We start from the raw sequence: 23,035 nt of genomic DNA, 5'->3' as shown, positions 1-23,035 counted from the left end.
CGCAGAGCAGGAAGGCCGCCGAGGCGGCGGCGCGGGCCAAGCGGCTGGCGGACCAGGCGTCCCGCGCGGCCGCCAGTGCCCAGTCCAACGCCAACCAGGCGGCGACCGCGGCCCGGCAGTCCCGGGACGCGGCCAACGAGGCGGCGGCGCACGCCGAGGCGGCCGCCGCGGCCGCCGACAAGGCCGCCGACGAGGCGGGCCAGGCCGTCGACGCCGCGCAGGCGGCCACCGACGCGGCCGACGCGGCCACCGAGTCGGCGAACGACGCCCTGGCGGCGGCCGACCGGGCGTCGACCGTGATCGAGCTGGCCCGCAAGGCCGACGCGGAGCGGCTGGCCCAGCAGCAGGAGGAGGCCGTCCTCGCGGCCGAGGAGGCCAACGCGGTCCACGAGAGGAAGCAGGCCGAGCAGAAGTACGAGATCGGCCGGCTGCGGGAGCTGGACACCCGGACCCGGACCCTGCTCGCGGAGGCGGCGGCGTCCTCGGACCCGGCGGTCACCGCGGCCAAGGGCCGGCAGGCGGCCCTGAACCTGCTGGGCGGCGGCACCTGGGTGAGCGACGCGGCGGAGACTGCCCTGTCCGGCGACGACGCCGAGGTCGCCGAGTTCGTGCACACGCGGCTCGCACTGGCCATGGAGCAGGACGACCGGGCCGGTGTCGCGCACATCGCCGCCACCACCGAGATCCCCGCGCAGCGGCAGGCCGCGCTCGCGGTGCTGGACCAGCCGGTCGAGCGGGTGCGGGAGTTCCTGCGGACCCGGGCCTACCCGGGCAAGGAGGACGACGACCGGGTCGCCGTGGCCAGGATCGCGGCCGCGGGCGGCCCCGGTGTGCAGGCCGCCGCGAGCGCGGCCCTGGACGGCACCGCCGAGGACGTCGCCGCGTTCCTGGAGACCGGGCAGTACCAGGCGCGCGAGGACGACGACCGGGTCGCCGTCACCCAGGCCCTGGCCACCGGCGGCCCCGAGGTCAGGGCGGCCGCGCAGGCGGCGCTGTCCGGCCCGCCGGACGGCCTGCGCGCCTTCCTGGACATCGGGCTGCACAAGGCCCGGCAGCGGGACGCCAACGCCGCCGCGCACATCGCCGAGGTCAACACGCTCCTGCAGGCCGCCTACAAGTCGGCGTCGCTGGCCCACAAGGACGCGGCGCAGGCGCAGAAGGTGGCCGCCGAGGCCCGCAAGAACGCGGCCGAGGCCGTCTCCTGGGCGAACAAGGCGGAGGAGGCCGCCGGCCGGGCGGCCGACTACGCCGCGCAGGCCGACGCCTCCGCCGACCAGGCCGCGCAGTCCGCGGCGCAGGCCGCGGAGTCCGCCCGCACCGCCCGCGACGCGGCGGCCGACGCCCGGAGCGCCGCCCGGTCCGCCGCGCACTCCGCCGAACGGGCCGAGCACTCCGCCGCCGTGGCCGGGGACTACGCCTACCAGGCGGGCCTCTCCGCCTACCAGGCCGGCGTCTCCGCGGAAGCCGCGGGCCAGGACCTCGCCGCGGCCGCCGCGGCGGCCACGGACGCCCTGCTGATCGCGGCCGACAAGCTGGTGGCGGAGCTCAAGGCGCAGATCCAGCAGGAGGCCCAGGAGACCAGCGAGCCGCTGTCGGACGACGAACTGCGCAGGTCCCTGGAGAAGCGGCTCGTCGAGTACCGCAGCAACTACGTCATCGGCAACGAGGACTGGAAGTCGGGTGACGTCCTGCTCGTCTGCGGCGGTGACGGCGCCGGCGGCATGGGCTGCATCAGCAGCACCTACCTCGACCGCCTCATCGCCTGGTTCGTGGGCGCCGAGGAGATCGAGAAGTGCCTCTCCGGCGAGTCCCTCACCTGCCTGGACGACCTCGCCCTGAGCGCCCTGAAGCTCAAGTTCCTCAAGCGGACCCCGTGCGGGAAGAGCAGCTTCGTCCCGGGCACCCGGGTGCTGCTGGCCTCGGGCGCCACCCGGGCCATCGAGGACGTCCGCGTCGGCGACCTGGTGGTGGCCACCGACCCCGGGACCGGGCGCACCCGGACCGAACCGGTCACGGACACGATCACCAGCCGCGGCGCCAAGAACCTCGTGACGGTGTCGGTCCCCGCGACCGGTCCCGCGGCGACGGCGGCGGTCACCGCCACCGACCGGCACAAGTTCTGGGCGGCGGGCGCCGACCGGACCTGGCGCGAGGCGGGGGACCTCACCCCCGGCACCCGGCTGCGGACGGCCGAGGGCACCGAGGCGGCGGTCACCGCGGTGGGCTCCCGGGCGGTGCCGGACCAGCGGGTGCACAACCTGACGGTCGCCGAACTCCACTCGTACTACGTGATGGCGGGCGGCACGCCCCTGCTGGCGCACAACGACAGGTGCCCCAACGGCCGTCTGTCGGACAAGCTCCCCAAGGGCATGTCCAACGAGATCGCGGCGGCCTACGACCTGTACAAGCAGGGCGAGCTCGTGTCGCACGACGTCTACCGAGGGGACGAGTGGCCGAAGTGGGCAGGGGCTCTGGAGTACGCGGTCCCCGGTGCGGGCAACAACGAGCGGATCCTGGTGAAGACCCTGCCGAACGGGACCGAGATCATCGGCTGGACGTCCACCCACTACCGGAAGATCCAGCGCTTCACGGCCCCGCACTTCCCGGACTGGGGCTGGAAGAAGTGAGCAGCGGGAAGAAGTAGGCAGGCAGGAGCAAGGCCCGGCGGCGGCGGGCCGGATGCGCGGAGTATCGTCTGTGGTCCAGCGACACGGACAGCGCATCCGGCCCGCCCCGCCGGGGCATCCGCACGGGCCGGACGGCCTCCGGAACAGATCGGGAAACGGCGTGGACGGCACGGGTTTCGAGGACGCGGCAGGCATTCCGTTCCGCCTGGTCGACACGCGGTCGGAGACCGTCCTGCTGACGGCAGAGAACGTTCTCGGCTATTTCGTCGCGCCCGACGGAGAACCCCCGCAGCTGGTCACCTTCGCCGGGGTGCACCACCTGTCCGCGGACCGCAGGAAGGCCGAGGAAGCCGCACTGCGGGTGGTCGACCACCGCGGGGAGGAGATCGGGACGTACTACCTCGGCAGGGTCCGGGCCGCCTACCAGGAGCCCCCGGCCGTGACCGGCGAGCGGTACCCGGACGTGCGCTACGACTTCTTCGGGTTCACCGAGGAGTACCCGCACGCCGCGGAGATCTGGCGGACCTGGGCGGACGAGGGCCCGTCGGAGCACGGCGCATGGGCCCGGCTCCCCGCCGCGTGGCACGCGAGCTGGCTGCACGTGGTGCAGAACTCCTGGTTCGCCACGGGCCGGCGGGCGACCCGCTACGGCACCGGTGCGACGGTGGTGCTGGACGGCTCGGCCGTCACCGGCAGGGACGCCTTCTACTGCGCCCTGGGTGAGGCGGTCAATGGGCCCCGGGGCTACTTCGGCTCCAACCTGGACGCCCTCTTCGACTGCCTGCGCACCTCGCGGGCGGAGGGCGCCGCGCCGTTCGGACTGGTGTGGCGCGACCTCCCGGCGTCCCGCGACGCGCTGGGCGCCGACTACACCGGCCGGGTGCTCGACGTGTTCGCCGAGGGCGGTGTGGCGGTCCGCACCGCCTGAGCCCCACGGGACGAGCCGGGTCACCAGCCGGTCACGGACCGACCGCAAAAAGTCACCGCACGCCCCTCGTGGCGGCGATGTGTCGTACCCCACACTGGGTCCCGGTGCCTGAGTCCTCGGAGCGCGGCCGATCCGTCCCCCACGGATCCCTCACCCCCCGCGGTCCCGCTCGTCGCGTACGGGACGGACAGCGGCGAGGCCGCCGACTCCGTCCCCCGAGCAGCGCTGCCGCACGCCCGAAGCAGCGATCATCCTGGAGGTCGCCCCCGTGCAGACCCAGACCCAGACCCTCGCCCACACCGACGGCACGACCGCCGACGGCGCCGACAGCACCGGGCCGGACGCGGAGGCCGGCGTGCTGGTGGCCGTGCCCCCGCGGAACCGGGTCGCGCTCCACCCGGAGACGGAGCCGTCCGAGGCCACCGGAGCCCCCGCGGAAGCCGCCGGGGCCACCGGCCCCGCCGAGCCGGCGGAGCCCGGGGAGCCGGTGGAGCCCGCGGAGCCGGTGGAGCCGGTCGGGCAGGTGGAGCCCGCCGAGCCGGTGGACGTGCCCCCGCCCGGCCGCTTCGACACCGCCGGCCCCTCCTCGGACCTGTTCCGGCAGTACCTGCGGGAGATCGGCCGCATCCCGCTGCTCACCGCCGCCGAGGAGGTCGAACTGGCCCGCCGGGTGGAGGCCGGCCTGTTCGCCGAGGAGAAGCTGGGCAACACCCCCGACCTGGACTCCGAACTCGCCCTGGACCTGGACCGCCTGGTCGTCATGGGCCGGATGGCCAAGCGCCGGCTCATCGAGGCCAACCTGCGGCTCGTCGTCTCGGTCGCCAAGCGGTACGTCGGCCGCGGCCTGACCATGCTCGACCTGGTCCAGGAGGGCAACCTGGGCCTGATCCGCGCCGTCGAGAAGTTCGACTACGCCCGCGGCTACAAGTTCTCCACCTACGCCACCTGGTGGATCCGCCAGGCCATGTCCCGCGCCCTGGCCGACCAGGCCCGCACCATCCGGGTCCCGGTCCACGTGGTGGAGCTGATCAACCGCGTGATCCGCGTCCAGCGCCGGATGCTCCAGGAACGCGGCTGCGAACCCACCGCCGACGAGGTCGCCGCCCACCTCGACCTGCCGCCCGAGCGGGTCGGCGAGGTGCTCCGCCTCGCCCAGGAGCCGGTCTCCCTGCACGCGCCGGTCGGCGAGGAGGACGACGTGGCGCTCGGCGACCTCATCGAGGACGGCGACGCGGCCAGCCCCGTGGAGTCGGCGGCGTTCCTGTTGCTCAGGGAGCACCTGGAGGCCGTCCTGTCGACGCTGGGCGAACGAGAGCGCAAGGTCGTCCAGCTCCGCTACGGCCTCGCCGACGGGCGCCCCCGCACCCTGGAGGAGATCGGCCGCATCTTCGGCGTCACCCGCGAGCGGATACGCCAGATCGAGTCGAAGACGCTGAGCAAACTCCGCGACCACGCCTTCGCCGACCAGCTGCGCGGCTACCTGGACTGAGACCGGGGTGCCGCCGCGGCGAACACGGCGGCACCCCCGACCCGGGCCCGGGTGCTCAGTCCACCTCGGCCACCGCCTGCGCGAACTGCGCCCGGTACAGCCGCGCGTAGGCGCCCTGCGCGGCCAGCAGGTCCGCGTGCGACCCCTGCTCGACGATCGCCCCGTTCTCCATCACCAGGATCGTGTCGGCGTCCCGGATGGTCGACAGCCGGTGCGCGATGACGAATGACGTCCGCCCGTGCGCCAGCTTCGCCATCGCCTTCTGGATCAGCACCTCGGTCCGGGTGTCCACCGAGGACGTCGCCTCGTCCAGCACCAGGATCACCGGGTCGGACAGGAACGCCCGCGCGATGGTGACGAGCTGCTTCTCACCCGCGCTGACCCCGGTCCCCTCGTCGTCGATCACCGTGTCGTAGCCGTCGGGCAGCGTCCGCACGAAGCGGTCCGCGTGCGCCGCCCGCGCCGCCTCCTCGATCTCCCCGCGGGTGACCTTCCGCGCCGCCCCGTACGCGATGTTCTCCGCGATCGTGCCGCCGAACAGCCAGGTGTCCTGCAGCACCATGCCGATCACGGACCGCAGTTCGTCGCGGGACATCCGGGCGATGTCGACCCCGTCGAGCGTGATCCGCCCGCCGGACACCTCGTAGAACCGCATCAGCAGATTGACCAGCGTGGTCTTGCCGGCCCCGGTCGGCCCGACGATCGCGACCGTCTGCCCCGGTTCCACCGTCAGCGACAGGTCCTCGATCAGCGGCTTGTCCGGGTCGTACCGGAAGGACACCCCCTCCAGCGCCACCCGCCCGCGCAGCTCCTGCGGCCGCAGCCCCGGCACCGGATCCGCCGACTGCTCCTCCGCGTCGAGCAGTTCGAAGATCCGCTCGGCCGAGGCCACCCCGGACTGCACGAGGTTGGCCATCGACGCGAGCTGCGTCAGCGGCATCGAGAACTGCCGCGAGTACTGGATGAAGGCCTGAACGTCGCCGATGGACAGCGAGCCCGAGGCGACCCGCAGCCCGCCGACCACGGCGACCAGCACGTAGTTCAGGTTCGACACGAACAGCATCAGCGGCTGCATCACCCCGCTGTTGAACTGCGCCCGGAACCCGGCCTCGTACAGCGCCTCGTTCTGCTCGGCGAACTGCCGCGCCGACTCCTCCTGCCGCCCGAACACCTTCACCAGCGTGTGCCCGGTGTACATCTCCTCGACGTGCGCGTTGAGCGTGCCCGTCGACCGCCACTGCTGCACGAAGTGCGGCTGCGACCGCTTGCCCACGTACGTCGCCACGTACAGCGACAGCGGCACCGTCACCAGCGCCACCAGCGCCAGGATCCAGGACACCCAGAACATCATCGCCAGCACACCGATGATGGTCAGCAGCGAGTTGATCAGCTGCCCCATCGACTGCTGGAGCGTCTGGCCGATGTTGTCGATGTCGTTCGTCGCCCGGCTCAGCACCTCCCCGCGCTGCCGCTTGTCGAAGTACGACAGCGGCAGCCGCGACAGCTTCGTCTGCACGTCCTCGCGCATCCGGTACATCGTCCGGTTGACCGCCCGGTTCACCAGCCGCGTCGCCACCGCCATCAGCAGTCCGGCCCCCGCGAACACGGCCAGCGCCAGCAGCAGGACGTCCCCCACCGCCCCGAAGTCGATGCCCCGGCCCGGCGTGAAGTCGGTGCCGCGGAGCATGTCGGCCATGTCGCCGTCGCCGCGCTCCCGCAGGGCGTCGAGGGCCTGCTCCTTGCTCTGCCCGGCCGGCATCTCCCGCCCGACGATCCCCCCGAACACCAGGTCGGTGGCGTGCCCGAGGATCTTCGGCCCGACGACCGACAGCCCCACGCTCACCACCACGCACACCAGCAGCGCGCCGAGGGTCAGCCGCTCCGGCCGGAACCGGACCATCAGCCGCCGGCCGGACACCCGGAAGTCCATCGAGCGATGGTCGGGACCGGTCCCGGCCATCATCCGCCCCGCAGGACCGGCCATCAGGCGGCCTCCGTTTCCGTCAGCTGGGAGAGCACGATCTCCCGGTAGGTCTCGTTGTCCGCCATCAGTTCGTGGTGCCGGCCGACGCCGACCACCCGGCCCGCGTCGAGCACGACGATCCGGTCCGCGTCCCGGATGGTCGCCACCCGCTGGGCGACGATCACGACGGTCGCCCGGGCGGTCTCGCGGGTGAGCGCCGCGCGCAGGGCCGCGTCCGTGGCGTAGTCGAGCGCGGAGAAGGAGTCGTCGAAGAGGTAGATCTCGGGGCGCTGCACCAGCGTCCGCGCGATGGCGAGCCGCTGCCGCTGGCCGCCGGAGACGTTGGTGCCGCCCTGCGCGACCGGCGCGTCCAGCCCGCCCTCCAGCCGCTCCACGAAGGGCCTGGCCTGCGCCACCTCCAGCGCGTGCCACAGCTCCTCGTCGGTCGCGTCCGGGTTGCCGTACCGCAGGTTGCTCGCGACCGTGCCGGCGAAGAGGTACGGCTTCTGCGGCACCAGCCCGACGGTCCTGGCCAGCAGCCGCGGGTCGAGGGTGCGCACGTCGACGCCGTCGACCAGCACCGCCCCGTCCGTGGCGTCGAACAGCCGCGGCACCAGCCCGAGCAGCGTGGACTTGCCGCTGCCGGTGGAGCCGATCACGGCGGTCGTCTCACCCGGCCGCGCGACCAGGTCGACGCCCCTGAGCACCGGCTCCTCGGCACCCGGGTAGCGGAAACCGGCCCCGCGGATCTCCAGGTGCCCGTGCCGGCGCAGCTCCCGCACCGGCGCCGCCGGCGGCACGACGCTGGACGCGGTCCCCAGTACCTCCTGGATCCGCTCGGCGCACACCTCGGCGCGCGGCACCATCATGAACATGAACGTGGCCATCATCACGGCCATCACGATCTGCATCAGATAGGCGAGGTACGCCGTCAGGTCGCCGATCTCCATCCCGCCGTCGGCGATCCGGTGCGCGCCGAACCACACCACCGCGATCGACGACAGGTTCACCACCGTCATCACGATGGGGAACATCAGCGCCAGCAGGTTGCCGGCGCCCAGGGACACCTCCGTCAGTTCGGCGTTCGCCTTCCCGAAGCGGCGCTGCTCGTAGTCGTCCCGCACGAAGGCCCGGATCACCCGGTTGCCGGTGATCTGCTCGCGCAGCACCCGGTTCACCGTGTCCAGCCGCTCCTGCATGGACCGGAACAGCGGCCGCAGCCCCCGGACGATCAGGGTCACGCTCAGTCCCAGCACGGGCACCACGGCGACCAGCACCCCGGACAGCGGCACGTCCAGGCCGAGCGCCAGCACGATGCCGCCGACGCACATGATCGGCGCCGACACCATCAGCGTGAACGTCATCAGGGCCAGCATCTGGACCTGCTGCACGTCGTTCGTGGTCCGCGTGATCAGCGAGGGCGCCCCGAAGCGGCCGACCTCCCGCGCCGAGAACGACTGCACCCGGTCGAAGACGGCGGCCCGCACGTCCCGCCCGAGCGCCGCCGCGGTGCGGGCGCCGTAGTACACGGCGCCGATGTTGCACACCACTTGCGCCAGCGAGACGCCGGTCATCACGGCACCGAAGGACAGGATGTAACCGGTGTCGCCCCGCACGACGCCGTCATCGATGATGTCCGCGTTCAGGGTGGGCAGGTACAGGGTCGCGCAGGTCTGCAGGAACTGGAGCAGAACCAGCACGGTGACGGGTTTTCGGTAGGGCCTCAGATAGGTACGCAACAGTCGTATGAGCACGCTGGTCTCTCGGGGTCGGCGGAAGGGGCCGGTTGGTTGCCCCTGGCCCCTATCGTGGGGCACACCACCCGCGTTACCCCAGCCGATTAACCCGACGAGACCTACGGGCGGAACGCCCCCGGATGGGTCTGCTCCCGTACCGACACGTACTGCTGCCGCACGGCCTGCCCCACGGCCAGCTCCTCGCCGGGTTCGAGCACCTGCGCGACCGCCCCCTGCCAGGCCGGCGGGGTGAGCGGGTCCAGGGTCCCCCGGGACACCCCGAGCGCCCAGGCCGCCTGCCGGGCGGCACCGATCGCCGCGTAGTCGGCCGGCTGCGGTACGACGACCTGCGCCCCGAACAGCGCGGGCGCCGCCGCCTGCACCGCCGGCAGTTCGGCCGCCGCCCCCAGCAGGAAGATCCGCCGCACCTCGACGCCGCGCCCGCGCAGCACGTCCAGCGCGTCCGCGAGACCGCACAGCATGCCCTCGAAGGCGGCCCGCGCCAGGTGCTCCGGCTTCATCGACTCCCGCCGCAGCCCGGTCAGCGTGCCCGCGGTGTGCGGCAGCGCGGGCGTGCGCTCACCTTCCAGATAGGGCAGCAGGACGAGTCCGTGCGAGCCCGGCGTCGACTTCATCGCCAGGTCGGACAGGCTCTCCAGGTCGGGCAGCCCGAGCAGCTCGGCGGTGCCGCGCAGGGTGCGCACGGCGTTCAGGGTGGTGACGACCGGCAGGTGCATGCCGGTGGCGTCGGCGAGGGCGGTGATCATCCCGGAGCCGTCCTGGAGCGCCTCGGGGTGCACCGCCATCACGGACCCGGAGGCGCCCAGGGAGACGACCGCGTCCCCCAGCCCCAGGCCCAGCCCGAAGGCGGCGGCCATGGTCTCCCCGGTCCCGGCGGAGATCATCAGCCCCTCCGGCGTCGTACCGGCCGCATCGGACGGGCCGATCACCTCCGGCAGCACGGCCTGGTGGCCCAGGGCCAGCTCCACCAGGTCGGACCGGTATCCCCCGGTGGCGGCGGACCAGTACCCGGTCCCCGAGGCCCCGCCCCGGTCGGTGGTCCGGCGCACCGGCCGGCCGAGCAGCTGCCACACCAGCCAGTCGTGCGCCTGCATCAGCACGGCGACGCGCGCCGCGCTCTCGGGCTCGTTCCGGGCGAGCCAGCGCAGCTTGGTCACCGGCTGGGCGGCCTGCGGCACACACCCCACCGCCTGCGCCCACGCCTCGCGCCCGCCCAGTGCGTCGATCAGATCGGCCGCCGCGACCTGTGCCCGCCTGTCCCCGCCGACCAGCGCGGGCCGTACGGTGCCGCCCTGCGCGTCCAGCGGCACCACGGCGTTCTGCTGCGCGGACACGCCGATGGCCTGCACGCCCTCCAGCAGCCCGCCGCCGGCCGCCTCGCCCAGGGACAGCAGCCAGGCCTGCGGGTCGACGTCGCTGGGCCGCCCCGCGCCCTCGGTGCCTTCCACCGGATGCGGCGCGTAGCCCTGGCGCAGCACGGCCCCCGTGTCCGCGTCGCAGACGATGATACGAGTGAAATCGGGCGAACTGTCCAGCCCGGCGACTATCCCCATGCCCCGAATTCTGCCGTAGCGCCGCACCTGCTCGGGCCACCGGCGTCCGGGCACGGCGGCGCCCGGCGCCCGGGAGTGCCGGCGCGCCGGGCCCGTACGGCACACCCTTAGGTGTTGGTGCCCCAGTCGTCGTCGGCCGTGCCGTTGACGTTACGGGTGCGCAGGGAGCGGACGCGGTGGGCGACCGACTCGGGCACCCGGTCACCGACCTTCTCGCTCACCGAGTGGTACGCCTTGCCGGCGAACTGGCGGCCCTGCAGGGCCGCCGTCTCGGCGGTGTTGCGGACAGCGGGGTTCCGCGCGACCTGGCGCGCGGTCTTCTTCAGCTGCTCGTAGCGCTCGCGCCCGGCGCGTGTGCCCAGCACGTAACCCGCGGCGAGTCCGACGACGAACGTGAGCCGGTAACGCATGACGGCCACCCTTCCCTTGCGTAGGTCCTCTGGCGCGGCCTGGAGCCGGGGAGTACCGATTGGCGGAGCACCCCCCTGCTTGCGCTAATGTATGTGTCGCAGCGAGCGCGCGCCCCCTGGCGAATACCCAGGCAGGTGCGTTCGATGCAACGAGGCATTCCTCCGTAGCTCAATTGGCAGAGCAGCCGGCTGTTAACCGGCAGGTTACTGGTTCGAGTCCAGTCGGGGGAGCTCGGTCCTCCGTAGCTCAATTGGCAGAGCAGCCGGCTGTTAACCGGCAGGTTACTGGTTCGAGTCCAGTCGGGGGAGCAGCCTGAACGAGGGCCCCGCAGGGGGTCCTTTTTCATGTCCGGTGTCCTGTCCGGCGGAACGCCGGGGCCACGGGGGAGTCCTCAAGGTCATGCGGAGCCGACCATCCGGAGCAGGAGATCGTATGAGCGGCTATGCTGCGGCAGACGGCGCGCACACGTGTACGCGACACGCCGCTATGGGGCGGTAGCTCAGCCGGTTAGAGCAGCGGACTCATAATCCGTCGGCCGTGGGTTCGAGTCCCACCCGCCCCACCACTCGCTACGCGGGAAGAAACCTTCTGACCAGGCACTTAACCGGTCAGGGGTGAGTACGGGAGGATCTTGGCGGCCCTCCACGATCATCGTTTCATGATCGTGAGGACAAATTGAGGACGCAGGTCACGCGGCGGGACGTAGTCCTTCGTCCGGCCCATCCTCGCCCGCCTCTGGGGCGTTGTCGGCGCCATCCTCGGCCGGGCTCTGGGGCTTGTCCCGCTCCTCTCCCCGAGGGGTCTTCTTCTGGGGGGACCGGGGCACGACGGCGCTCGTCGACTCCGCCTCGGCAGTCAGAAGCTGAGGCAGGACGCTCGTGTACGTGTCCGAGGTGATCTGGCGGGAGCTGTGGCCAAGCCGCTCCTGGACGACCTTGATGTCGGCCTTGCCGAGGAGCGCCAGCGTGGCCGACAGGTGCCGGGTGTCGTGCAGGCGGATCGGCGGGAGTCCTGACAGCTCCACCAGCCGGTTGAAGCGTCGGCTGATCCAGTCGGGGTGCAGGGGCTCGCCGTTCTCGTGCGTCCAGACCCGGTTGCTCTCCACCCAGGCAGCTTCGCCGGACCACTGCTCACGCTCCTTGGCCTGGGTGGCCTGCCACTCCTCCCACTTCCTGCGCGTCTGGGAGTCGAGGGTGACGGTGCGGACGCTGTCCTGCTTCGGGGCCTCGTCGTACTGCCGATACGCGATCTCCACGATCTGTGCGGAGATCCGGAACCATGAGCCGGAGAGGCTGACCTCCGTCCAGGGCAGCGCGCACATCTCGCCGCGTCGCGGGCCACGGAAGATGAACCCGTGCCACATGCCGCAGAGTCGGTCGTCGGCGATGAAGTCGAGGAACTGGCCCGTCTGCTCCGGGGTCCAGACCATGACAGGGCTGGGCTTCTGGCCCGTCCGCTTCCACTCTTCGACCCATTCGGGCGTCCAGACCAGAGCCTTGGGGCGCCTGACCGCCGGCAGCTCGACCATGGCCGCCCAGTTGGTCGTGTACTCGCCGCGCTTGATGCCGCTGCCCAGGAACGAGCTGAGGGTGGCGTTGATGCGGTGCATCGTCGCGGCGCTGGTGATCTTCCGCTTACCCTTGCGTCCCTCGCGGAGGGCGGCGTTGGCAGCTAGGTACGCCCGGCGAGTGGCGCGGCGTTCCTCCTTCTTGCCCGCGGCGCGCACCCACGCCGTGTGGGCGGCGTCGCGCGCCTCCTCCAGCTCCACCACCTTGGCGTGGTGAAGCAGCCGCTCGGAGTTCTCCCGCTCGATCGCGTCGTACATCGCCTCGACGTGGCGCAGCTTGAGGTCACGCCGCTTGATGTGCCCGAGGTGCGGTTCGAGGTAGAGGGCGATGTGCTCCTCGTAACCATGCCGGGTGGTGCGGGCCAGGCCCCTCTTCCTCTTGAGCCAGCTATGCAGGTCCTGACCCACGGTGGCGTCGCTGAGCACGTCGGCGCCTCCGATGGCGTCGCGGTAGATCTCCTCCGCCTTGGCCTTCGCGTCGTTCTTGGTGGCGAATCCCCCTCGCCGTACGCGCCGACGCTTGCCGCCCTCCCCGGCTTCCAGCTCGAAGTAGAAGTACCAGGTGCCGTGTCCTTTCTGCGGGAGCTTCGGGCAGTTTGCGTCAAGCATGCGCATCTTGGGCTGCCCGTTGGCGTTCAGTATGGGAGCGCCGTCCTCGTCGACGGCGGGCGCCTTGCACGCGCAGCGCCGGTAGTAGCTGGGATCGAACACAAACATCCCCTTCGTGGCTTTCGGTTGTGGATCTTCTGTGCCGGTCCTTGTCGAACCGATGCCCTATCTTGCCCCAACACTCCAGTGTTGGCGTATCCTTAACTCGCGTTGGCGCGGGGGAGAACGCGACAACGGGAATGACAACGAAGGACGCCTCCGTAGGTACGACCTCCGGGACCAGCCCGATGACTCTGGAGGAACTGCTCGCGCTGCCGCCGACTGTGAACGTCACGACGGCTGCTCGGGCCCTGGGTATCGGTGTGCACAAGGCTTACAACTTGATCAAGGAGGGATCTTTCCCGGTGCAGACGCTCACTCTGGGCAGCACCGTGAGGGTCCCTACGGCTGCGCTCTGGCGAGTGCTCGGAGTGACGCCACCACGCAGTGATCATTCGTAGCTTTCGCGTATCGGTTCACTGGTCACGGCCCTCTCCATAGGGCCGTGACCTAGGATCAGGCAGTCTCAGGAGGCGCATGAGAGAAGAACGGACGACCGCATGCCACGGCTCTACGGTTTCGACGACGCGTCGAGACGTCGCCTACGCGATGACGAAGTGGGCCCGCTTCGCCAGATGGTGAGCCGGGCTCTCACAGGTGGCCAATCGAATGCGGACATCGCCGTCTGGGCGAACGGCGAGGGCTACCGAGGCACGCTCGGAGGGGAGTGGAAGGACGCCTCGATCGGGCGCCTCTTCCAGAACCCGGCCATCGCCGGGTTGCGCTACGACGACGATGGCCAGCTCGTCGATGCCGGCCATCCTGGCGCCATCACCCCGGAGGAGTTCAGGGCTCTCCAGGCGCGAAGTCAGGGCCGGAAGACGGCCGACGCGGCCCCGCCCTACGACTACCTTCTGGTGGACGGCGCCAGCACGTGCGGCAAGTGCACCTGGGCTCTCCAGGGGGCACGCACGAACGCCGGGACGCCGGGGTACCGCTGCCGCCCGAAGGACAAGGACGGCCGGGGTGGGTGCGGCGAGGTCCGCATCGACGGCGAGCTTCTGGAGACCTATGTCGGCGAGTACGTCGTGGCCGAACTCCTCAAGCCCGGCATCCGCGCCCAGATTCTCAAGGCTCAGGCCGCCGTCCAGTCCCAGATCAAGGAGATGGAAGCGACCATCCAGGAACTGGAGGGCCGCCGCCGTGAAGCGGCGACCCTCTACGGCCAGCGGCAGATCAGCAGCGACGCGTTCGTGGCCGCCGATCGCGAGATCACGGCAAATCTCAAGGACAACCGCTCGCGCCTGCGGTACGCCGAGCAGATGGCGGACTTCTCCCTCGGCAGCGCCAAGGATCTGGTGCGGTGGTGGAACACCGCTCCCGTCACGTCGAAGAAGGCCATCGTGAGGCTGTTCCTGACGAACGTCGAGGTCTTTCCCGCAAGGGCCCGAGGGGTCCGCACCGTTGAGCCCGGCAGGGTAGTCCTGCACTGGCGCAAGCTCCCCGGCCGGTCAGACGCCGACTGAAGCAGGCGCCTTACGGGACGAGAGGCGACGACCGACCATCGCCATGGTCAGCCCGGTGATGAGCGCGACGACAGCGAGACCGGCCAGGGCGGGCGAGACGATCTCTTCGGCTCGCAGGGGCCACGGGTGCCCGAGGTAGTGAGTCACCAGGTATGACCCCTTGCTGGCGGCGTAGGCGACGCCGAGGACGGCCGCGACAGCCGACATGGCCAGGCCCCTCGCTGTCCAGGTGTGACCAGTTCGCTTCGCCGACAGAGCCATGCCGGAGCAGAGGAACGCGATCTCCCCACAGGTGATCGCCACGTAGGCGAGGTAGATCATGAGGTAGACGGTGACGCCTGGCGCGGTTGCGTACTCGGTCGTGAACTTAATGCTCTCGTCCGTTGTTCCAACGAAGAGCGGCAGCATCGCGGCAAGGACGCAGACTGCGAAGGCGATGCGGGCGTACAGGCTGGCTCTCAGGACCTCGTGGTTGTAGGACCAGTCGACCAGCATGAGTTGAAGGCTGCCGCACCACAGTACGGCGCAGATGTGGGCCCCGAGCTTGGCCGCGTTGTTCATGCCCGTCACAGACTCGGCGAGGTCCGCTACCGGGGGCACGGCCAGGATTACGCCGATCGTGCAGACGGCGAAGGCGGCGGCTCGTGCGAAGCGGGCAATGCGGTATTCGTTCCGGGTGCGCTGGCGCCAGGCTTCGCGGGCGGAGAGCACGGTGCCCGCTATACCGAACAGGGCGCACAGGCCGAAGACGATGCCGTCCATGTCGTTCAGGTTCCTTCCAGGTCAGAGACGGCCCGTTCGGCCGCCTCTGTGAAGCTGAGCCGTCTCCGCCGGCCTGGCCGCGGTGGTTCGGTGGCAGGAGGAAGCGACTCGGGGACTTCGGGGACCGTGAGATCGCTGTGCCCGTGTCGGGAACGGATCTCACGTGCGGCCTCCAGAAGTTCGGCAGCCCCGGCTTGGCCCAGGTCGTGGACCAGACGAAGCGCCTCGCGAACGTCTTGGTGCTCCTCGTAGACGGCCAGCGAGGTCAAACCGTTGTAACCGGGGAGTAGGTAAGCTACCGGACAGTCGAATGCGCGTGCGAGTCCAATGAGTTGAGAGGTCGTGGGGTTGGCCTTGGTCCCGTTCAGGAGGTCGTTCACCACCTGGTGGGTCATCGCCGGCTTGCCGCCGGGCGTCTCGGCTGTCGCGGCGGCGATGACGCGCACGCTCGGTGTCCTTCCGTCGGCTCCGCGCTTCCTGCTGAGCAGCACGGCGAGCTTGCTGGAGAGAGGGGTGTCCGGACCGGGCGGCATGGTTCTAGGTACTCCTCGGGCGCGCGCCAGGTCGCGGGCGGAACTCGGGGCGCATGGTCAGTGGTGATCGTGGGACGGTTGAGGTTCTTGGGGCAGCTTAATGTCTATGTTGGTTGACATTAGGTGTTGCCCCGCAGCAAGATCTGTAACGGCATTAGTGGATCGTGTACTCAGCATGCTGCCCGCCGAAGCTCCTCGCCCGCCCCGCCAGGCTGTGAGACCGTGACCGGCACCCCAGTAGCCGCCTGATGTGTGCCGACCTTTTGCTTGTGTGGGGATCTAAGTGGGCCGCCGTTCGTTATGGGGGCGGAACGCTGCAACGCGGGGAGGGTACGGGTGGGGATCGAACTGGGACGAGTGCTGGCCCGGTTGAAGGAGTCCGAAGGAGTGGAGAACGTCGCCCTGGATGACGAGTCGGCTCACGAGGTACTGGGGGCCCTGTCGATCGTCGACCCGAAGCGCGTCGAGCGCAGGGCGGAGTGTCTGAGCGGCGCCGCCGTAAGCTGATCGATCGAGATGGTCATGGGACGCGGGACCCCACTCGGGGTTCCGCGTCCACGCGTTTGACCTGCAAAAACTTCTCGAAAAATGTGGACCCACCCCCACAACGCATATAGAATAGAACCAGAAGGAAGGGGGAAGGAGAAGCCCCCACCGACCTCTTGGAGCCCGAAATGCCGCACAAGTACGCCACCCTGAAGATGCGCCAGATCCGTCGCAACGAGAACCAGCCCCGCGAGACCTTCAACACGGAGGCCCTGAACGAACTGGCCGACTCGATCAAGCAGCACGGCCTGCTCCAGCCGGTTGTCGTCCGTGCGCTCGGGATTCCGGGTACGAGGCGCAAGAACGAGGCGATCACCTACGAGCTCGTCGCGGGCGAGCGCCGCTTCCGCGCCAACGAGATCGCCGGGAACATCACCATCGAGGCCAAGATCCTCCTCGCCGACGGCGAGGACGAGATCAGCGACCTCGACTCCTTCAAGAAGGCCATGGCCGAGAACCTCAACCGCGAGGACATGCTTCCGATGGAGGAGGCCCGCGGCTTCAAGCGGGTCCTGGACGACGAGTACGACGGCGACCCCGAGAAGGTGCCCGCGGTCGCCCAGACCTTCTCCAAGTCGGTCCCCTTCGTCAACCAGCGGCTGACCTTGCTCAACTTGCGCCCCGAGATTCAGGCCGCCGTCGACGCTGGCCACATCGGCACCCAGGCCGCCGTACAGATCGCCGCGCTCTCGCCCGCCAACCAGAAGGCCGTCTTCGACGACTGGAAGAAGGGCGACAAGAGCGACAACCAGGTGGTCCACATCGCCTACGCCATGCGCAAGCAGGAGAAGGCGGCGCAGCAGGACTCCATGGTCGACGTCGAGGAGATGACGCCCGAGGAGAAGGCCCAGCGGACCCGCGCCCAGGCCAAGACCAAGAGCGACCTCGACGAGATCGAGCGCATGTGCGAGCTGCTGGACAGCGTCGGCAAGGCCGACCCGATGGAGCTGGCTCGCGCGCTGGAGGGGCAGGTCGGCAAGCGGCTGGAGCAGATGGACAGGGTCGCCGCCTTCGTGCAGAAGGCGCGCTTCAACCTCCGCCAGGCCAAGGCGCACGCCGACGCGAGCGAGATCATGGTCAACCCCGCGGCGGCTGCCCCCGACCTGGTCGCGGAGGCCGACGCCGCCCTGGCCCGCCTGGAGCCCGCCGCCGACGACAACTCGGAGACGGAGACGGCGCCTCCCGTCGCCGTCACCCCGCAGGCCGAGGCCGCCGACGAGCCGGGGCACCAGCCCGCCCCGGAGTCCGAGGAGAACGACGCCGACTCCGACGCCCAGCCCGTCGCCGTCGCGGCCTGACCGTTCACCCGGGCAACACCAGCCTCGGCGACGAGGCCGGTCTTGCCAACTACCGCCTGACCATCCACTCGGGGCGGCCCTCAGCGGGCCGCCCCCCTCTCTTCCCTCGGGAGCCCTCAGTGATGAACGACATCCGCGCCATGCGCAACATCAACCGCAACCTGTTCGAGGGAGTGCCGGCCACGGCCAACGCCCTTGAGGAGTACGACTCCGACGCGGCCCAGCTCGTCCGCGAGGCCGCCCAGCACCTGGTCAAGGCGCGCCGCGACAACGACACGGAGGCCCTGAACGAAGCCAGCAACGCGACCTTCCTCGCCGCCGCCGAACTCCTCAACCAGGCAGGGGGCTCCGTCTACGTGCGGTTCCCCATCATGGTCGCGGCACGCCTGGTCGAACTCGAAGCGGCGCTCCTCACCGCCAACGCCCAGAGCGACCGTGGGGCGGAGCGGACGGCGTGAAGCGACCCTCCCGCATCGACGGCCTCAAGACCTGGCCCGACGACGGAACGCTGCCGCCCGAAGTCTGCCGTCTCTGTGACGCCGACCTGGCCGACACCTGCGACCAGGTCGCCTCCGCGATCTGCGTCGTCTGCGGCTACTGGGTCTGCGAGCTGTGCGACGGCGGGACGGACCCCGCCACGGGCGACGCCGTCTGCGCCGACCACAAGGACCACCCCCTCGCCGTCAACTGCACCGAATACGCCTGACCTTGGAGAGTCCACCATGAGGATAGATACCGACGTTCTCGAAGTCCTCCGCGCGGCCTCGGTCGACGGTCCGGAACTCCGGCTGAACGGCCAGCTCGACCGCAAGCTGTACGAGCGCGTCAACCTCGCCCTGCACGCAATGGGCGGCCGGTGGCACCGCTACCGGAAGGCCCACGTCTTCACCGTGGATGCCGCTGACGCCGTAGCCGGACTGCTCGCCACCGGCGAGGTGCTCACCGACGCCGACCGCGGGTTCTACGCGACGCCCAGGCCCACGGTCGAACGCCTCCTGGACCTCGCCGAACTCGAACCCGGATGCGAGGTGCTGGAGCCCTCAGCGGGGCGCGGTGCCATCGCCGAAGCGGTCGCCGCCCGCGGGGCCGTCGTGGACTGTGTCGAACTCGACGCAGCCCGCGCGGAGCACATCCGCGCCGGCGGGTACGCCCGGCAGGTCATCACCGCCGACTTCTTCACGGTCAAGGTGGAGCGACGCTACCAACGGGTCATCATGAACCCCCCGTTCGCGGGACGGCAGGACATCCGGCACGTGGAGCGGGCATTGCGCTTCATCCAGCCCGGTGGCCTCCTCGTCGCGATCATGTACGGCAGCCTCACGTACCGGGACGACAGGCGGACGAAGGACTTCCTCGCCCGAATATGGGAGGCGCGGGGAACCCTCTGGGAGCTGCCCGCCGACGCCTTTCCGGCGGTGGGCGTGGCCACGGTGATCGCCGTCATCCCGGTTCGCGACACGGCACCTCCTGCGACCCTCAAGCCGATCAAGCTCAGGCCCGAGGACTTCACCGCTCGACCCCGGGCCGTGCAGCAGGACCTGTTCTTCACGGACGGACCGACCGAGCACGGAACGGCGCCCTTCGAAGGGTTCGGCTACGGGGCTCCGACTGACGGCAGGGGTCACGCAAAACACGAAATAGATCCCAACACTGGAGGGTGATACGGTCTATCTCGTTGGTGGGAACGGCCACAGCCGAGGAACCGGCCCACCGGCACGCCGTGGCATGCGGCATCCCCTTCGGTGCCTGGCGGGTGGCCAATCCCCCGCGCCCTACCCGCCAGGCACCGGCTCCGCGCCGAAGCGAAGCCGCCGGGACCGCGACGCCACGAACACGACCGGACCCGCTCCCGCCACGCCGGGGGCGGGTCCCGTGCACTCCGGAGCGACATGAGCGCAGAGGACTTCAACGGAAATCCCGAGGACCGCGAGCTGTACCTACGGCTCCTCATCGAACGGGACGGGCCCCCGGACAAGGCCGCCGACGAGCGAGACCCGGGCCGACGCATCCACAAGGCCCCCGGCCGGGACGCCGCACGGCGCAGCGCGGAACTCGAAGCAGCCAGCTCGACCAGACGACCAACCAGGAGAACAGCAGCATGACCGAGGACCAGACGCCAGGGCGGACCGGGCACGGCGAACCCCCCGTTCCCGGCGCGGAGTGGTGCAACTCCTGCGACTCGTGGTGCCTGCCGTCAGGTATCTGCGGCTGCAACAACCGCTAGACGTTGGGGCGGTGGCCGTGATCACCGCCCCAGCGGTCATCCCGACTCAAGGAAGTGCTTCATGACCACCGGCCTCTACAACTCCTTCGCCGCGCTCGCCAGCGCCCAGATCGAAGGCATCGACTACCAACGCTCCTGGCGCTCCTCCCCGATCTCCACGCTGCTCCACCTGGCCATCCACGGCGGAGGGATCGAACAGGGGACGAGCGAACTCGCCAGTGCCGCCGCAGGCGACGTGCACGACTTCTACACGTTCGACGGGATCAAGCAGGCCGACAACGGTGACCTGCACATCGCCTCGACCAGCTTCGACGACCCGCAGGCGCTGGCGCTCGCCCAGGGTGCGACCCACATCGTCTCCTGGCACGGAGCCGCCGGCGCGACGCCCATGACGAACCTCGGTGGGCTCGACTATCCCCTGCGTGACCGCATCGGACAGTCCCTCGCGCAGGCAGGGTTCGCGGTCCAGGTCGCCAACGAAGAGGTCAACGGCAACGACGTCACGAACATCTGCAACCACGGCGTACGCGGCATGGGCGTGCAACTGGAGATCAGCACCGCGCAGCGGCAGGCGTTCTTCCTCAGCGGCGACCTGTCCCGAGCCAACCGCGGGAACGTAACGGACGTCTTCACCGCCTACGTCACAGCGGTAACCGGCGCCATCACGCAGGCCCTCGTCGCCGCAGGCAAGGGCCAGCCGGTAGTCGCCACCCAGCCGGGCCGGGAGACGGTCGACTCAGTAGCGTCGGGCGCATGACGACGTCGCGCCAGTACACCGGTGAGCGCATCGACCTCGACCCGCTCACCGCCAGCACCATCACCGACAACCACCTCGACGCCATCCGCGCCGAACTCCGGCACTACCGGAACAGAGACGAGACGGCCAACGCCTCGACCACTGACGGCACTCCGCCAGCGACCGAGCAGGCCGCGCCGGCCGCCGCCCTCCCGGCTGAACCGAGCCGACAGCTCGGCTGATCGTCTAGTGTTGGCGTGCGTAGGGCGCGGGGAACGGCCTACACAAGGGACGCCCGTGACCGCGCTCGCCAACATCCCCGAACAGCTCCTGCCACTCGCCGTTCCGATCGGCGACCTGGCCCCGTACCACCGCAACCCCCGCACAGGCGACCTCCCGGCCATCGCCGAGTCGCTGACGGTCAACGGCCAGTACCGGCCCGTCGTGGTCAACAAGGGCACCCACACCGGACGGCCCAACGAGATCCTGGCGGGCAACCACACCGTGGCCGCCGCCCAGCAGCTCGGCTGGGAGCAGATCGCCGCCACCTGGATCGACGTCGATGACGAAGCCGCAGCACGCATCGTCATCGTCGACAACCGGACCAACGACCTCGCGGGATACGACACCGCCCTGCTGGCCGAAGTCCTCTCCGAGATCCCCGACCTCGCCGGTACCGGCTACGACCGCGAAAGCGTCGACCGCCTGCTGGACGACACCTCGCTGCCCGAGACGCTGGAGCTGACCTCCGACGGCGCGGGCACCGGAGCCGCCGCCACAGTGGACTACCTCCAGTGGGGCTACCTCCAGTGGGAGTCCAAGCGGGTACGGATCACCTCCGAAGAGGTCGAAGCCCTCAACGCCATCTACACGAAGTTCGTCGACGACACCAACAGCGACCTCGGCTTCGGCTGGCACGTCCTCCAGGAAGCCCACCAAGAGGGCGACGCCGCATGAGCAAGGCACCCACCACGACGTTCTACGAGTCGTACCCGCTCGACCAACTGCGCCCCGCCGACTACAACCCGCGCCGCCTCAGCGAGACGGCCTTCGTCCGGCTCCAGGCATCGCTGCGCCGCCACGGGGTCGTCAAGCCGGTGATCCTCAACGCGGACGGCACGCTGGTCGCAGGTCACCAGAGGACGAAGGGCCTCAAGGCCATCGGCATGACCCACACCCCCGCGGTCATGCTCGGCACGAAGGTCCGCCTCCAGGACGAGATCCAGTTCAACCTGCTGCACAACCGTGTGGAGACCGAGGCCAGCGTCGTCTACGCCGAGCCCGGCGAGATCGGCGCCTGGTCCTGGATACCGTGGCAGTCCATCCGCGTGGCCGAGCGCAAGAACCTCTCCTTCGTCAACGCCATCGGCCACATGACCGCCGGCCACGGCCCCTGGGGCAGCGTCGTCATCGATGACCAGGGACGCATCGTCCTCAACGCCGAGTACGCCGTCGTCGCCTCCTTCTCCCGCTTCGACCTCCTGGCCTGGACCGTGGCCTCGGCCGACGCCGCCCAGCTCCACGCCGACCTCACCGGCGAGTACGGCGTGTACGACTGGAGTGCGATCGAGGACAAGGCCCCGGTCTGGAACCAGCACATCGTCCAGCCCAAGCGGCTGCGACAGTTCTCCTCCAAGGCCAAGGCGGGGAAGCTCGCGTACGGCTCCGAGACGTGGGACCAGCTCGTCACGCCCTGGCTCAAGCCCACGCACCGCGTCGTGGACTTCGGCGCCGGATACGGCGACTACGCCAAGCACCTGCGGGCCAAGGGCTTCAACATCCACGACTACGAGCCCTACCGATGCCGGGACGGCTCGTACGCCGTAGACATCCGGGCCGTCGTCGGCATGATCCGCGACATCGACAAGGACCTCCGGGTCAACGGCCTGTACGACGTCGTTGTCCTGGACTCCGTCATCAACGCCACCACCTCGCTCGACTACCAGCACTGGGTGATGACCACCGTGAACGCCCTGTGCGCTGCCGACGGGGTGGTGTGCCTCGGCACGCGCAGCCTTGCGCGCGAACTGCGCGACGAGCAGGCCAAGCGGGTCACCTCGCAGACCGCGACCACGAAGATGAGCTTCCTCGACGACGACAACGTGGAGATGAACTTCGTCAAGGGCAAGTGGCAGAAGCTCCGCTTCCACACGCCCGAGACGCTGGAACCCATGCTCCGGCGCTACTTCAAGGACGTGAAAGTCACCGACCTCAGCGGGTCCAACCTCAAGGCGACGTGCCGCCGTCCGATCCCGCTCCCCAAAGAGGAGTACGAGAAGGCGTTCGAAGAGGAATTCAACATGCCTTACCCGAATGGCTTCCGCCATGACAGGCATCTGGAATTGGTGGGAAATTTGATAAAATTGGTAGTAGAGAGAAACGATTCTCTCGCCAATTAGTAAAAGCAATTGGGGAGCGCATGTCGCAGCTAATACAGGTACAGATCGAATCGCGGAGTCGATACCAC

General features: G+C 70.0%; 22 protein-coding genes and 3 tRNA genes. 18 read left to right on the top strand and 7 right to left on the bottom strand.

Going from position 1 to position 23,035, the window contains the following annotated elements; genetic code table 11:
• From ACFF45_RS29995 to ACFF45_RS29985, 3 genes are all read left to right on the top strand, one after another.
• On the top strand, positions 1-2,627 hold a 2,627-nt coding region (locus ACFF45_RS29995; protein ID WP_381349866.1), incomplete at its 5' end, for a polymorphic toxin-type HINT domain-containing protein.
• 160 nt (positions 2,628-2,787) lie between these two features.
• Positions 2,788-3,555, top strand: a complete 768-nt coding sequence (locus ACFF45_RS29990) for a barstar family protein (protein WP_381349865.1) — start codon at positions 2,788-2,790, stop codon at positions 3,553-3,555.
• Positions 3,556-3,823: 268 nt separating this feature from the next.
• On the top strand, positions 3,824-5,044 hold the full coding sequence (locus ACFF45_RS29985; protein WP_381349864.1) for a sigma-70 family RNA polymerase sigma factor: 1,221 nt from the start codon (positions 3,824-3,826) through the stop codon (positions 5,042-5,044).
• A gap of 55 nt (positions 5,045-5,099) precedes the next feature.
• Here ACFF45_RS29985 and ACFF45_RS29980 read toward each other — a convergent pair whose 3' ends face one another.
• The 4 genes from ACFF45_RS29980 to ACFF45_RS29965 all read right to left on the bottom strand — a co-directional run bounded on the left by ACFF45_RS29980 (position 5,100) and on the right by ACFF45_RS29965 (position 10,727).
• On the bottom strand, positions 5,100-7,028 hold the full coding sequence (locus ACFF45_RS29980) for an ABC transporter ATP-binding protein (protein ID WP_381349863.1): 1,929 nt from the start codon (positions 7,026-7,028) through the stop codon (positions 5,100-5,102).
• Entirely contained in the window at positions 7,028-8,761 is a 1,734-nt protein-coding gene (locus tag ACFF45_RS29975; protein WP_381349861.1) for an ABC transporter ATP-binding protein, read from the bottom strand. Before ACFF45_RS29975 ends, ACFF45_RS29980 begins: the two co-directional genes overlap by 1 nt.
• Before the next feature lie 101 nt (positions 8,762-8,862).
• Positions 8,863-10,317, bottom strand: coding sequence for an FGGY family carbohydrate kinase (locus tag ACFF45_RS29970; RefSeq protein ID WP_381349860.1), 1,455 nt, complete (start codon positions 10,315-10,317; stop codon positions 8,863-8,865).
• A 107-nt stretch (positions 10,318-10,424) separates the two neighbouring features.
• On the bottom strand, positions 10,425-10,727 hold the full coding sequence (locus ACFF45_RS29965) for a YtxH domain-containing protein (RefSeq protein ID WP_381349858.1): 303 nt from the start codon (positions 10,725-10,727) through the stop codon (positions 10,425-10,427).
• Between the two features lie 158 nt (positions 10,728-10,885).
• On the opposite strand from ACFF45_RS29965, the gene ACFF45_RS29960 reads away from it, so the two are divergent.
• The 3 genes from ACFF45_RS29960 (at position 10,886) to ACFF45_RS29950 (ending at position 11,293) form a co-directional block, all read left to right on the top strand.
• Positions 10,886-10,958: transfer RNA gene (locus ACFF45_RS29960), tRNA-Asn, on the top strand.
• A 5-nt stretch (positions 10,959-10,963) separates the two neighbouring features.
• Positions 10,964-11,036: transfer RNA gene (locus ACFF45_RS29955), tRNA-Asn, on the top strand.
• Positions 11,037-11,216: 180 nt separating this feature from the next.
• Positions 11,217-11,293, top strand: a tRNA-Ile gene (locus ACFF45_RS29950).
• Between the two features lie 123 nt (positions 11,294-11,416).
• On the opposite strand, the gene ACFF45_RS29945 is transcribed toward ACFF45_RS29950, so the two are convergent.
• Positions 11,417-13,006, bottom strand: coding sequence for a tyrosine-type recombinase/integrase (locus tag ACFF45_RS29945; protein ID WP_381349856.1), 1,590 nt, complete (start codon positions 13,004-13,006; stop codon positions 11,417-11,419).
• 497 nt (positions 13,007-13,503) lie between these two features.
• On the opposite strand from ACFF45_RS29945, the gene ACFF45_RS29940 reads away from it, so the two are divergent.
• Positions 13,504-14,469, top strand: a complete 966-nt coding sequence (locus ACFF45_RS29940) for a recombinase family protein (protein WP_381349855.1) — start codon at positions 13,504-13,506, stop codon at positions 14,467-14,469.
• Here ACFF45_RS29940 and ACFF45_RS29935 read toward each other — a convergent pair.
• Positions 14,455-15,231, bottom strand: a complete 777-nt coding sequence (locus ACFF45_RS29935) for a hypothetical protein (RefSeq protein ID WP_381349854.1) — start codon at positions 15,229-15,231, stop codon at positions 14,455-14,457. The two genes, ACFF45_RS29940 and ACFF45_RS29935, sit on opposite strands and share 15 nt — an antisense overlap.
• 5 nt (positions 15,232-15,236) lie before the next feature.
• On the bottom strand, positions 15,237-15,677 hold the full coding sequence (locus ACFF45_RS29930; protein ID WP_381349852.1) for a hypothetical protein: 441 nt from the start codon (positions 15,675-15,677) through the stop codon (positions 15,237-15,239).
• Positions 15,678-16,100: 423 nt separating this feature from the next.
• Here ACFF45_RS29930 and ACFF45_RS29925 point away from each other — a divergent pair, with 423 nt between their 5' ends.
• The 11 genes from ACFF45_RS29925 to ACFF45_RS29875 all read left to right on the top strand — a co-directional run bounded on the left by ACFF45_RS29925 (position 16,101) and on the right by ACFF45_RS29875 (position 22,967).
• A complete protein-coding gene (locus ACFF45_RS29925; RefSeq protein ID WP_381349851.1) occupies positions 16,101-16,271 on the top strand; it encodes a hypothetical protein in 171 nt (56 codons plus the stop codon).
• 167 nt (positions 16,272-16,438) lie between these two features.
• Positions 16,439-17,608: a ParB/RepB/Spo0J family partition protein gene (locus ACFF45_RS29920; RefSeq protein WP_381349849.1), complete on the top strand. Its 1,170-nt coding sequence runs from the start codon at positions 16,439-16,441 to the stop codon at positions 17,606-17,608.
• Between the two features lie 122 nt (positions 17,609-17,730).
• On the top strand, positions 17,731-18,066 hold the full coding sequence (locus ACFF45_RS29915; protein WP_381349848.1) for a hypothetical protein: 336 nt from the start codon (positions 17,731-17,733) through the stop codon (positions 18,064-18,066).
• Complete coding sequence (locus ACFF45_RS29910; RefSeq protein WP_381349847.1) at positions 18,063-18,314, top strand: hypothetical protein; 252 nt, start codon at positions 18,063-18,065, stop codon at positions 18,312-18,314. The genes ACFF45_RS29915 and ACFF45_RS29910 overlap by 4 nt, the downstream gene beginning before the upstream one ends.
• Positions 18,315-18,330: 16 nt before the next feature.
• Complete coding sequence (locus ACFF45_RS29905; protein ID WP_381349846.1) at positions 18,331-19,269, top strand: methyltransferase; 939 nt, start codon at positions 18,331-18,333, stop codon at positions 19,267-19,269.
• 228 nt (positions 19,270-19,497) lie between these two features.
• Positions 19,498-19,710, top strand: coding sequence for a hypothetical protein (locus ACFF45_RS29900; protein WP_381349845.1), 213 nt, complete (start codon positions 19,498-19,500; stop codon positions 19,708-19,710).
• Entirely contained in the window at positions 19,707-19,832 is a 126-nt protein-coding gene (locus ACFF45_RS29895; RefSeq protein ID WP_381349844.1) for a hypothetical protein, read from the top strand. Before ACFF45_RS29900 ends, ACFF45_RS29895 begins: the two co-directional genes overlap by 4 nt.
• Before the next feature lie 61 nt (positions 19,833-19,893).
• Positions 19,894-20,589, top strand: coding sequence for a poly-gamma-glutamate hydrolase family protein (locus ACFF45_RS29890; RefSeq protein ID WP_381349843.1), 696 nt, complete (start codon positions 19,894-19,896; stop codon positions 20,587-20,589).
• Positions 20,586-20,810, top strand: coding sequence for a hypothetical protein (locus ACFF45_RS29885; RefSeq protein ID WP_381349841.1), 225 nt, complete (start codon positions 20,586-20,588; stop codon positions 20,808-20,810). Before ACFF45_RS29890 ends, ACFF45_RS29885 begins: the two co-directional genes overlap by 4 nt.
• A 55-nt stretch (positions 20,811-20,865) precedes the next feature.
• Positions 20,866-21,525, top strand: coding sequence for a ParB/RepB/Spo0J family partition protein (locus ACFF45_RS29880; RefSeq protein WP_381349839.1), 660 nt, complete (start codon positions 20,866-20,868; stop codon positions 21,523-21,525).
• A complete protein-coding gene (locus ACFF45_RS29875) occupies positions 21,522-22,967 on the top strand; it encodes a methyltransferase domain-containing protein (RefSeq protein ID WP_381349838.1) in 1,446 nt (481 codons plus the stop codon). Before ACFF45_RS29880 ends, ACFF45_RS29875 begins: the two co-directional genes overlap by 4 nt.
• Positions 22,968-23,035 lie beyond the last annotated feature (68 nt).

Origin of the sequence: Streptomyces cinereospinus (genome assembly GCF_042430725.1) — a bacterium.
Taxonomy (GTDB): domain Bacteria; phylum Actinomycetota; class Actinomycetes; order Streptomycetales; family Streptomycetaceae; genus Streptomyces; species Streptomyces cinereospinus.
Note: the sequence above shows the minus strand (reverse complement) of the source record. Positions and strands in the feature narration are given on the sequence as shown.

Excerpts from the sequence above, each read along its gene's own strand:
- ACFF45_RS29980 (WP_381349863.1), bottom strand. The coding sequence starts at position 7,028 with ATGGCCGGTCCTGCGGGGCGGATGATGGCCGGGACCGGTCCCGACCAT.
- ACFF45_RS29970 (WP_381349860.1), bottom strand. The coding sequence starts at position 10,317 with ATGGGGATAGTCGCCGGGCTGGACAGTTCGCCCGATTTCACTCGTATC.
- ACFF45_RS29965 (WP_381349858.1), bottom strand. The coding sequence starts at position 10,727 with ATGCGTTACCGGCTCACGTTCGTCGTCGGACTCGCCGCGGGTTACGTG.
- ACFF45_RS29940 (WP_381349855.1), top strand. The coding sequence starts at position 13,504 with ATGCCACGGCTCTACGGTTTCGACGACGCGTCGAGACGTCGCCTACGC.
- ACFF45_RS29935 (WP_381349854.1), bottom strand. The coding sequence starts at position 15,231 with ATGGACGGCATCGTCTTCGGCCTGTGCGCCCTGTTCGGTATAGCGGGC.
- ACFF45_RS29920 (WP_381349849.1), top strand. The coding sequence starts at position 16,439 with ATGCCGCACAAGTACGCCACCCTGAAGATGCGCCAGATCCGTCGCAAC.
- ACFF45_RS29915 (WP_381349848.1), top strand. The coding sequence starts at position 17,731 with ATGAACGACATCCGCGCCATGCGCAACATCAACCGCAACCTGTTCGAG.
- ACFF45_RS29905 (WP_381349846.1), top strand. The coding sequence starts at position 18,331 with ATGAGGATAGATACCGACGTTCTCGAAGTCCTCCGCGCGGCCTCGGTC.
- ACFF45_RS29900 (WP_381349845.1), top strand. The coding sequence starts at position 19,498 with ATGAGCGCAGAGGACTTCAACGGAAATCCCGAGGACCGCGAGCTGTAC.
- ACFF45_RS29895 (WP_381349844.1), top strand. The coding sequence starts at position 19,707 with ATGACCGAGGACCAGACGCCAGGGCGGACCGGGCACGGCGAACCCCCC.
- ACFF45_RS29890 (WP_381349843.1), top strand. The coding sequence starts at position 19,894 with ATGACCACCGGCCTCTACAACTCCTTCGCCGCGCTCGCCAGCGCCCAG.
- ACFF45_RS29885 (WP_381349841.1), top strand. The coding sequence starts at position 20,586 with ATGACGACGTCGCGCCAGTACACCGGTGAGCGCATCGACCTCGACCCG.
- ACFF45_RS29875 (WP_381349838.1), top strand. The coding sequence starts at position 21,522 with ATGAGCAAGGCACCCACCACGACGTTCTACGAGTCGTACCCGCTCGAC.